The sequence below is a fragment of the Magnetococcales bacterium genome (assembly GCA_015232395.1).
Lineage (GTDB): Bacteria > Pseudomonadota > Magnetococcia > Magnetococcales > JADFZT01 > JADFZT01.
Genome location: JADFZT010000118.1, coordinates 1 through 9,984 on the forward strand (window position 1 = coordinate 1; position 9,984 = coordinate 9,984).

Genomic DNA, 9,984 nt, shown 5'->3' on the forward strand with positions numbered 1-9,984 from the left:
TGGGTTTGGCTCTGCCATTCTCTCATGATGGTCTCCTTTCTGAAGAACGTGGTGGTTCAACGAAAGGGGACCATCTACATCATTGCACGCCGTAACGGCAGAGCCTTGGGGAGTCCACCGGCAGAGCCGGTGGCTTACCTGTTGGAGTTAGGAACAGCCTTCAATAACCTTCCGCACAGGTCCAAAGGAGCGCCGGTGGACCGGGGTGGGGCCGAGGGTTTCCAGGGCTTGTCGGTGCTCTTTGGTGGGATAGCCGCTGTTTCGCTCCCAGCCGTAGCCGGGATATTCCTGGTTGAGGCGCTTCATCCATTCATCCCGGGTGGTTTTGGCGATGATGGAGGCAGCTGCAATGGAAGCGGACTCGCCATCTCCCTTGATGACGGCTTCAGCTGGGCAGGGGAGGTGGGGGGGAAGATCCCGGCCATCGATCAGGGCATAATCAGGGGTGTCTGGAAGCGCTTCAATGGCGCGGGTCATGGCGAGGAGGGTGGCTTGGCGGATGTTGAGGTGGTCGATCTCATCTGGCGAGGCAACACCAACACCGATTCCCCGGGCATGGTGCCGAATCATCACAGCCAGGGTTTCCCGTTGATCAGATGAGAGTTTTTTGGAGTCGTTGAGCAGAGGAAGGTCAGCGAGGGGATCGCTGTTTTTCAGCACCACCGCAGCAGCCACTACCGGTCCAGCCAGGGGGCCACGTCCCGCTTCATCAACGCCAGCAATACGGATGGTGGCGTTTGGGGCGCCGCAGGCTTTGATATGTGCGGCTTCCAGATGGAATCCCGGGCTTTTTACAGGGATGCGACTGGCGGCTTTTTTCTTCCGGGAGCGAGGTTTTGATGGCTCTTCGGAAACAGCCTTTCCCACCTCCCCATGGTCAGCAGAAACCCCGTTTTTTGGGGTAGGGGATGACATGGCGAGGGGGAACCGGCTTGAACAAAGGGGCAGGGATTAATTGACCCGCTTTTCCTTGATCCGGGTGGCTTTACCGGAGCGGCCTCGCAGATAATAGAGCTTGGCCCGGCGCACATCACCCTGACGGACCACTTCCAGCTTATCCACCCGGGGAGAGTAGAGGGGGAAGATCCGCTCGACCCCTTCACCAAAGGAAATCTTGCGCACCGTGAAGGTGGATTTCAGACCCGCATTGTGGCGGCCAATGCAGACCCCCTCAAAAAGCTGAATCCTCTCCCGGGAGCCCTCTACCACCTTGACGTGGACCCGAAGGGTGTCCCCAGCGCTAAACTTGGGGCGCTCGACGGTGATCATGGACTCTTCCAGGCTTTGCAGTACGTTCATGGGTCTGTTCCTTGAGTAAAACTCGTTTGATTAATGCGTATTTACGATTTCCGGTGTTTCGCTGACTGTGGCCTGCAACTCCCGGAGAAACTGTTCCATCATGCGCCGCTCACCCCGGGTGAGATCGGCAGATTCCAAAAGATCGGGGCGTCTGAGCAGTGTTCGAATCAAAGCCTGCCGCCGTCGCCACTGATCCACCGCACCGTGATTTCCTGAGCAGAGCACATCCGGTACGGCTCTTACCTGCTCGTTGTGTGCATCCTGCCAGGCCCGTGGTCGGGTATAATGAGGGTGGTCCAGGAGTCCCGTATAGAAGGAATCTTCCTTGGCACTCTCCCCATCTCCCAAAACACCCGGGAGCAATCGGGTGACAGCATCGACAATGGCCAGCGCCGGAATTTCCCCGCCAGTCAGAACAAAATCCCCCAGGGAAAACTCTTCATCCACCCGGGCTTCCACAAATCGTTCGTCGATTCCCTCATAGTGGCCACAAACCAGCGCCACATGATTCAGATCAGCCAGCCGTAAGGCGTCGTTCTGCCTGAAAGGCTTGCCCTGGGGCGTCAGATAGACCACGTGGGGAGCGTCCGACACACTCTCCAAGGCGCGATCCAGTACGTCCACCTTCATCACCATTCCCGGTCCACCGCCGTAAGGGGTGTCGTCCACTGGTCGATGTCGGCCCGTGGCATGATCCCGGATTTGTAGCAACTCAACCCCGAGAAGCCCTTTTTCCTGTGCCCGCTTGAGGATGGAATGCTCCAAAAAGCCGGAAAACATTTCTGGAAAAAGGGTCAGGATGGTGAACTTCATCTCTTTTTCAGCCATCCCGGGAAAGGCTTTGGTTTTTTTCCAGATTAGGATAGCAGAGAGCTGAAGGGCTCATCTTCACCTGGCAAAGCTTTTTCAAACCAAGTGACAACCGCCGCATTTCCAGATGCTTACATCCCAGGTAGAAGTCGCACGGTGAGGCGCTTGTTTTCAGTATCCACCTCTTGTACCACTTCCTGGGTATAAGGAATCAGCTTTTCCGGTTTTCCCGGGCTTCGAACCACCAATACGTCGTTGGCTCCGGTTTCCAGAAGGTGATGCACCGAGCCGATCTCCTCACCCGATTCGGTCTGAACCCGGCAGCCGATGAGATCGTCCCAATAGTCGCTGTCAGTACCAGGATCCGGTAGATCGCTACGCTTGATCCAGAGAAAGGTACCAGACAGAGCGCGGGCCGCTTCTCTGTTGTCCACCCCCTTCATCTGCACGAGAAAGCCCCGACTATGAGGTCGGGCGGAGAGAATTTCACTCTCTTGAAGCTTTGTCTCGTGCCGACCCAGGCAGCAGGGTGGGCAGTTGAGAATCGCTTCGGGGACGTCGGTCAGGGGGCGAATGCGTATTTCCCCCCGGACCCCAAAGGCCCCTTCCAGGCGCCCAATGGCGAGCCACCGCTCTTTTTCGGCGCTATTCCCCTGGGCCACTTCAGCGCTATTCCCCTGGGCCACCTCATGCACCACCGATTAGGAGGCGCTGGCTTCAGCGGCAGCGGGTGCTGGCAGATTTTTCAGCAGCTTGGCGACCGTCTCGGAAGGGGTGGCGCCCACACCGATCCAGTGATCCACCCGGGATTGGTCCAGGTTGACCTGTTTATCGTCGTCCAGGCGGGGATCGAAGGTACCGAGCTTTTCCAGATACCGGCCATCCCGGGGCATGCGGCGGTCCGCCGCGACGATGGCGTAAAAGGGCCGCTTTTTTGAGCCTCTCCGTTGCAACCGGATACGAACTGACATGGATTCTCCTTAAGATCAATCTAAACGTGACAAAACGGTTCTGGGCAAGGCAATAGCCTCCCAGTACCGGATCAAGAATACGGAACCGAGCTATTCTAGGGGATTTCACTCCAGAGTCAAGGCCCCTGTAGGCTACTTTTCCCCCCGCTGACGATAAAGGCTGGGATCGACGATACGCAGCATGGCGTCGGTATCGAGGGCCTTGTCGAGAAAGCGGTTGATTTCGTTAATACCGGGGGCGGGATCGGCGATGATTTGGTTATAGTCGATTTTGAGGGTTTGAATGTTTTCCTGTTCCCCAAGCCAGGACTCCACATCCCCCAGATGCTTGAGATAGAGCTGGGTCATCTCTTCATCCTGGATCTGATTGGGATCCTTGTTGCGGCGGATGAGCATTTTTTTCTGGGAGGCGAGAATTTCCGGGATGGCCCGGCGCAAAAAGAGCACCCGGAATGCATAGTCGCCGGGGAGGTGCTTGAGGAGGGCAGAGATGATTTTAACCCCTTGTCCCTTGGCCTCCTCAATCCAGCCAAAATCCCCCTCGGGCAACTTTTTTACCCGTTCAAATTCATAATAGCCCTTGGGATTGTCATCGTCGGCGGTGCGCAGATGGTCGGCGATGAGAGGCATGCCGCCAGCTTCGAGCATTTTCATCAGCATGGAGGTGCCAGAGCGGGGCAGCCCGGAGACGATGGTGACATAGTGTTTGGTTTTGCGTCGGTTGATGGCGCGAAAAAGGGCTTTCATCAAACAATCCCGAACAAAAAAGTGAATAGGGTATCAGGGGAGCCTGGTCGATTGCAGTCGTTTCAGGCTTCTTTTTCAATTTTACACAGAAGCCCCCGCAACTGGTAGGAACCGAAGCCAGGGTCGTAGGGGGGGGCGTTGTTGGTGAGGACGTTGGCATTGGATTCCCACACCCCGTGATCCGGCCCGGGCCGCTCGGGAAACCACCAGGCGTGCTCGATGTGAATCACCTGGGGATGGATGTTTTCGGTCACCACAGCCTTCATCCGGGCGCGGCCTCTGGGGGAGGAGACAACCACCCAATCCTCGGCTTTGATATCGTGTTTGGCCGCGATTTCGGGATGGAGTTCCATCAGGGGGTCGGGATGGCGCTTGCGCAGCTGCTGCACCTGCCGGCCTTCGCTCTGGAAAAACTCCTTGGCCCGGCCCCCGGTGGTGAGCACATAGGGAAATTCCCGGGCCAGCTCAGGGGTGGAGTAGGGGGATTCCGGCGGCTCCACGAATGAGGGGAGGGGATCATAGCCGAGTCTTTTCAGTGATTTACAATAAAGCTCCACCTTACGGGAGGGGGTGCGGAAGCCTTTTTCGCTGTATTTTTGATAAACATGGGGAGGATGCACCACAGCGCCCTGTTTTTTTAAGGTTTCCACATCGATGCCCAGGGGTTCCAACTGCCGATTCATCACCTGGGGCAAGCGTTCCTCGCTGCCGGGGAGGTTCAGACGCGCCATCAATTCATCCAGAATCCACTCATCTTGGCGGCTATCCCCGACCTGGGCACATTTTTGTTGGGCCATCACCAGATTTTCCACCACCAGCGGGTAGCCGATCACCTGCTCCACCTCGGTCCAGTGGGCGGCGGGGAGGACATAATCGGCCAGTTCTGCGCTGGGGGTCATGAATAAATCCGTCGCCACCAACAGATCCAGTTTCAGCAGGCTTTCATACACCTCCCGGCTGTTGGCAATCGTCGTGAGGGGATTGTTGCCAAAGAGCATCAAGGCGCGTACCCGGTAGGGGTCAGAGGTGCGGATCGCCTTGAAGAGGGTGGGGATGTGTGCCGACGGCATAAAGGCCCGCCACCCCCCCAGGAGTTTGAAGGTCTCTCCCCCCAGACGTTTTTTCAGCATGCCCTTGGGGAGTTTTTCCTTGAGGGTGGGGTAGGCGTTGATGATGTTCATGCCGAAGATATCCCCCCCCGGCACATCGATGTTACCTGCCAAGGCCCGCAAGATCGCCACCGCCCGGACGGTTTGCAGGGAGTTGCTGTTTTGCTCCAGCCCCAGGCCCCACTCCAGGATGGCGGGTTTCAGGGTGGCAAAGGTGTGGGTGGCTTTTTCGATGTCGGCGGCTTTGACCCAGGTGATCTCCTCAGCCCATTGGGGGGTACACTCTGCGACCCGCTCTTTCAGCGCCTCAAAGCCGGTGGTCCAGGCTTCGACGAAGGGTTTGTCATAGATTTCATCCCGAATCATCACATGGATCATGGCCATGGCCAGCGCGGCATCGGTGCCGGGGCGCAGGGGCAGCCACTGCTCACACAGCTGTCCGGTTTCGGTGCGCCGGGGATCCACGGAAATTCCCACAGCGCCATCCTTGAGGGCGCGTTGGGCGGTGATGGGGAGTTCGCCATCGGGGCCGGAGTTGATGGGATTGTGCCCCCAAAAGAGGATGCATTTGGGTTTCACCTCCCCATAATAATCCCCCACCATGAACCCCCCATAGGTAAGGTTGCTGACGGTGATGCGGGGGATAAAACACTGGGCCAGCCCCGGCTCATACCAGTTGGGGGTGCCTAAGGCATTGGCAAACCGCACCACATGCATGTAGTGGTGGCGACCGGTCCCTTGGCCCAAGGCGATGGATTCAGGCCCGGTTTCGTTGCGAAATTGATCGAGTTTGGCGGTGATTTCAGATAGCGCCACCTCCCAGGAGATCTCTTCCCACTCCCCCCCACCACGCTCCCCCTTGCGCTTGAGGGGCTTGGTTAACCGATCCGGATGGTTTGCAAGTTCAGGCGCTCGAACCCCTTTGATGCAGAGCCACCCTTTGTTCATGGGAGAGTCCGGATCCCCCTTTACCTTCACCACTTTTCCCCCCTTCACCTCCACAAACACCCCACACCCCCCATGACACGCCCGGCAGACGGTTTTGACAATGCCATCGGTGAGTTCGGCAGGGGTGGGGCTGGCTGGTTGGGACATGCTGGGGCTCCGGGGCGTATGGATGGAAAAGTGAGTTGTGTCGGAAAGGTAGCCTGCACCATCACCTGCAATCAATCAAAAAGGGAGTGGGACAGCGGCTGATTTTTTGGGATTCTGATTGTATATGATAAGTTGGGGGAAAAAGGATATCCTGAAATCACTGGGTGTCTGTTCGGTCAATGGGGCACAACGGAATAGTAAATTATGCCAAGAGAGGCCAGCCAGCTATTCGGCCAGTTCAGTCAAGCCGGTTGGGGGAGGAGGTGTTTCTGAAATCCCTTGGAGTAGGCTGGTCTTATGAGGATTTAATTGGACCAGGTCGTATAACAGCACAGTTGTTGATCGACCAGATGAAAATCGTCGGCCAACACCTCTCCTTCAAACCGGGGATAGAGAGAGATGATTCTGATTTGGCGCGGAGCTTCCAGCAATGAGCATTTAATGTTGTTTACAACGCTTTGGAATACCTCTCTCTCGAACGGATCAAAAAATAGAAAACATTGACTGAGTCCTCTATCGGATAGTCTCGTGCGTCCATATTGACGACCTCAAACGGTACGGTCACCAGGAAGTGCTTGCCATATTTTTTCAGGTTTTCCAGTGATATGTCACACATCGAAGCGGAGGCTTCCACACCGATCACTTTTTTGAAGCCATCATTTGACGCCATGACCATGGCCCGTCCCTTTCCGCTGCCGAAATCAATAAAAACGCTTTCGGCAAAATCGATTTCCAGGCTTCCCATCGCCTGGTGAAAAAAGAGACTGTTGGATCCTTGATAACGGACAGCATTTTTTTGATGGCTGGATCGACATCCCTTTGATCTGCAGGCCTTCTTTGCGTCTGCGTTCCGTGGCGGCGATCAAAAACCAACTCGGCATGGATGGTTTTCAGTGTGGTTGGGAACCCACGTTTATTGATTGAAAAAGCGATGTCCTTTATGTTCTGAATAAAATACATTCACACACCTAAGTTGTCTTTCTGTTTTTTATAAGTCGTTGGCCACTAGCCCGGAAGAAAATGGCACCTTGAAAAAAATATTCTCAAATATCCATCCGCTGTTCTGGGTTATCAGCGCGGCGATTCTTTTTCACCTGCCCGTCTTTGTGCCATTTTCCTGGAAATATGATGAACTCGACTATCTGACCGGGGTCCGGGAAATTTTTAATGGGGCACCCCTCTATACTACGTACGGTGATCTCAAACCGCCATTGCTGTTCTGGATATACGCCCTGGCCTGCTGGATCGGCGGTGGCATCCATATTTTGAACATCAAGTGGCTGGGCCTTGCCGTGTTTACTGGGACCACTGCCGTTATATACCGGATTGGAACCGTGCTGGAGGGGCGCGCGCTCGGTTTGGTTGCTGGTCTGCTTTTCGCAGGATATTCCATCTGTGCCCGTGGGGAGGAGATGCTGGCGACCAACAGCGAGATGATGATGAATATTTTTGTCGTCACCGCCTATCTGCTGTTTTTGAGCCATCTGACCATCAAAAAAAACCTCCTGCTTCTCTCCCTCTCCGCCCTATTGCTGGCCGCAGGTTTTTTTACCAATCAAAAAGCGGGAATCAGCCTACCGGTTTTTGGCCTGCTGTTGCTTTTTGTGCCGCGCCAATCGCCAAGGGATGACTGGCAGCAACGGCTGGGCGAGGCGGGTCTGGTCTCTGTGATGTTTTTGGCGCCGTTGGTGGTTTTTATACTCTACTATGACCATATCAATCAGCTTGGGCAAATTCGCTATTGGCTGTTCGAAATTCCCAACGCCTATCTCACCTCTTTCAGTTTTGACACCCGTCTGGATCGGTTGTTGCCACGGAGCTTGATTTTTTTCCAGGGTTTTTTCGCCTTGGCTCTGCCCATTCTCTACGGACTCTATTTTCTCATTCGCTATCGGCGTTCCAATCCTGCTTGGCTGGCCATTTTGCTCTACCTGCTGTTTTCCTATTATGCGGTCTTTTCGGGCGGGAAGATGATGGAGCGCTATTTTATTCAGATTTTGCCACCATTGATGCTTATCGGTGCCTTGGGAACTCTGGAGCTGTTCCGAGCCCTGGCGGGGCGTGAAGGGGGTGGAGCCGGGGTGGCTGTTTTATTGGCGCTGATATTCTGCGCAGCACCAATCTACTATTCCGTCCAACACTGGACCACCGACGAGCCGACTCTCCAGGAGATTGCCGCCAATCCGGACTTGCAACGAATGCAGCGTTATGTCCAGGACCATTCCCGGCCTGACGATACCTTGTTCGTCCTACCCAGGGATCGCTATTACTACTATTTTTTGGAAAAGCGGATTGGTACGCAGTTTCTCTCCATCGCCGACCATCTTGTCGGACGGCGTTTTCATCCCACCCCAAGCGAAGTGTTCCGCAAAGGATGGTCGCTGCTTTTTAAGGATCTGGACGAAAGGCGACCAAAATGGATTATCGATATTACCGGAAATTTTGATAAACAGCGCCGCGATCCAGCCCATATCCGCCAGGCTAAAGAGAAACTGAAACGTTACGTCACAACCCACTATCGAATGGTGGGGCGCTTCGGAAAGGATCGCCTCTATAGGCGACGGCCTGCGTTTTCATCCTGAGCTTTGGGCATATTCCCTCTTTGTCAACTTGGGCGTGTTAATACATACAGGATGTGCTCAGGGAACGCGGCTCTGTCGGCAAGGGGGGGGCGGTTTTCGATAAGTTGGATCAGGTGTTGAGCGGATGACCCTGGCGGGGCTTTATCGTTTACCCATGAATTTCCCATTGGATTTTCCGCCTCCTGTTTAAGAAATGGAGGCTACTCCACATAAGCTGAATGTTATTGGCGGAAACAAGGAAACTGTCCCCCGATTCTATCGGTGACTTCGGCTGGGTTGGTGCTGGCTGAGATATGCCGGGGCTCCGGGGACAGGGAGGAGACGCCTGTAAGGAAAAAAAGGTGTGCCAGGAAGGTGCCTCGCCTGATCCTTGGGGATCAATCAAAAATGGGTTGGAAATAGTAGTGATTCCCCAAATGCTGTTTTCCGATGCATCTATTGTAAAAGTAGGATATCCTACAACTGATAGTTGGGTTATCAGGGGAGTGAGGTAAATATGGAACAGCGCATTAGTCTTCGGGAGGCCAATCAGCATCTGGCCCGTTTCGTCAAATCGGTGGAGGGGGGGGATGCCTTTGTAATCACCAGGCGTGGCAGACCCGTCGCCCGGTTAGTGCCAGTGGAACAAGAGCGTGAATTGAGTGCAGAGCAAAAAAAAGCCTTGGCTCGCACGGAGGCTCGGATGGCGCGTGGCTATGATCTGGGGGGAATAATCTCTTCCAGGGATGAGCTTCATGAGCGTTGAACGCTACACCCTGGATACCAATATTTTAGTCTATGCCATGGATCGAAATGCCGGGGAAAAACAGCAGAAGGCGGCCCAGCTGATCCATCAAATGATGGCAGCTGACTGTGTGTTGACCCTCCAATCCTTGGCAGAATTTTTTCGGGCTGTCACTGGCAAAGGCAAGATGCCCATCCCGGATGCTCTGGAGCAGGTTCAAGATTGGCTTACCCTTTTCCCAGTGCAGAGATCAGGGCCTGCGACTCTTACCAAAGCGATGCGGGCGGTGCAGGATCATTGTCTTTCGTTTTGGGATGCCATGCTCTGGGCTGCGGCCAAGGAAGCGAGGTGCACCGTGGTTTTAAGTGAGGATTTTCAAGATGGACGGGTATTGGAAGGGGTGAGGTTTGAAAATCCATTCCTCGATTGATTCTGTCAGGAAGGCTGGGGGAAAAATTGGAGGTATCTTTCTTGTTTTTGTATGTCCCCTACTGAATATCCTCATGTTTATTTCCGGGAGATGAAAGCAATGGCTAAGGTAAATGTCTTTCTAGAGAAGGCAGGCTTTCAATCAGGGACACGTCAAGCTCCAAGGCATCCTCTTGAAAATATTGACGTTTCAATCAAATCCATAATCGGAGTCAAGA

The 9,984-nt window shown here is 54.6% G+C and carries 12 protein-coding genes; 3 read left to right on the forward strand and 9 right to left on the reverse strand.

The genetic code is table 11. The annotated features are described in order from the left end of the window. Nucleotides 1-147: 147 nt before the first annotated feature. The 9 genes from HQL52_19040 to HQL52_19080 form a co-directional block, all read right to left on the reverse strand. The gene (locus HQL52_19040; GenBank protein ID MBF0371539.1) at nt 148-915 is read right to left on the reverse strand and encodes a ribonuclease HII; all 768 of its coding nucleotides are present in this window, start codon (nt 913-915) and stop codon (nt 148-150) included. A gap of 36 nt (nt 916-951) precedes the next feature. Then, a complete protein-coding gene (gene rplS / locus HQL52_19045) occupies nt 952-1,299 on the reverse strand; it encodes a 50S ribosomal protein L19 (GenBank protein ID MBF0371540.1) in 348 nt (115 codons plus the stop codon). Between the two features lie 30 nt (nt 1,300-1,329). Next, a complete protein-coding gene (gene trmD / locus HQL52_19050) occupies nt 1,330-2,112 on the reverse strand; it encodes a tRNA (guanosine(37)-N1)-methyltransferase TrmD (GenBank protein MBF0371541.1) in 783 nt (260 codons plus the stop codon). 128 nt (nt 2,113-2,240) lie between these two features. Beyond that, on the reverse strand, nt 2,241-2,795 hold the full coding sequence (rimM, locus tag HQL52_19055) for a 16S rRNA processing protein RimM (protein MBF0371542.1): 555 nt from the start codon (nt 2,793-2,795) through the stop codon (nt 2,241-2,243). 15 nt (nt 2,796-2,810) lie between these two features. After that, complete coding sequence (rpsP, locus tag HQL52_19060; GenBank protein MBF0371543.1) at nt 2,811-3,080, reverse strand: 30S ribosomal protein S16; 270 nt, start codon at nt 3,078-3,080, stop codon at nt 2,811-2,813. 132 nt (nt 3,081-3,212) lie between these two features. After that, nucleotides 3,213-3,827 (reverse strand): sulfotransferase domain-containing protein, encoded by a 615-nt coding sequence (locus HQL52_19065; protein MBF0371544.1) that lies wholly within the window; start codon nt 3,825-3,827, stop codon nt 3,213-3,215. 62 nt (nt 3,828-3,889) lie between these two features. After that, nucleotides 3,890-6,031, reverse strand: coding sequence for a molybdopterin-dependent oxidoreductase (locus tag HQL52_19070; protein ID MBF0371545.1), 2,142 nt, complete (start codon nt 6,029-6,031; stop codon nt 3,890-3,892). A 448-nt stretch (nt 6,032-6,479) separates the two neighbouring features. After that, complete coding sequence (locus HQL52_19075; GenBank protein MBF0371546.1) at nt 6,480-6,701, reverse strand: class I SAM-dependent methyltransferase; 222 nt, start codon at nt 6,699-6,701, stop codon at nt 6,480-6,482. Further along, a complete protein-coding gene (locus HQL52_19080) occupies nt 6,671-6,991 on the reverse strand; it encodes a hypothetical protein (GenBank protein MBF0371547.1) in 321 nt (106 codons plus the stop codon). Before HQL52_19080 ends, HQL52_19075 begins: the two co-directional genes overlap by 31 nt. A 68-nt stretch (nt 6,992-7,059) precedes the next feature. On the opposite strand from HQL52_19080, the gene HQL52_19085 reads away from it, so the two are divergent. The 3 genes from HQL52_19085 (at nt 7,060) to HQL52_19095 (ending at nt 9,767) form a co-directional block, all read left to right on the forward strand. Then, entirely contained in the window at nt 7,060-8,613 is a 1,554-nt protein-coding gene (locus HQL52_19085) for a glycosyltransferase family 39 protein (protein MBF0371548.1), read from the forward strand. Between the two features lie 496 nt (nt 8,614-9,109). Next, the gene (locus HQL52_19090; protein MBF0371549.1) at nt 9,110-9,358 is read left to right on the forward strand and encodes a type II toxin-antitoxin system prevent-host-death family antitoxin; all 249 of its coding nucleotides are present in this window, start codon (nt 9,110-9,112) and stop codon (nt 9,356-9,358) included. Next, entirely contained in the window at nt 9,348-9,767 is a 420-nt protein-coding gene (locus tag HQL52_19095; protein ID MBF0371550.1) for a PIN domain-containing protein, read from the forward strand. Before HQL52_19090 ends, HQL52_19095 begins: the two co-directional genes overlap by 11 nt. The last annotated feature ends 217 nt before the right edge of the window (nt 9,768-9,984 follow it).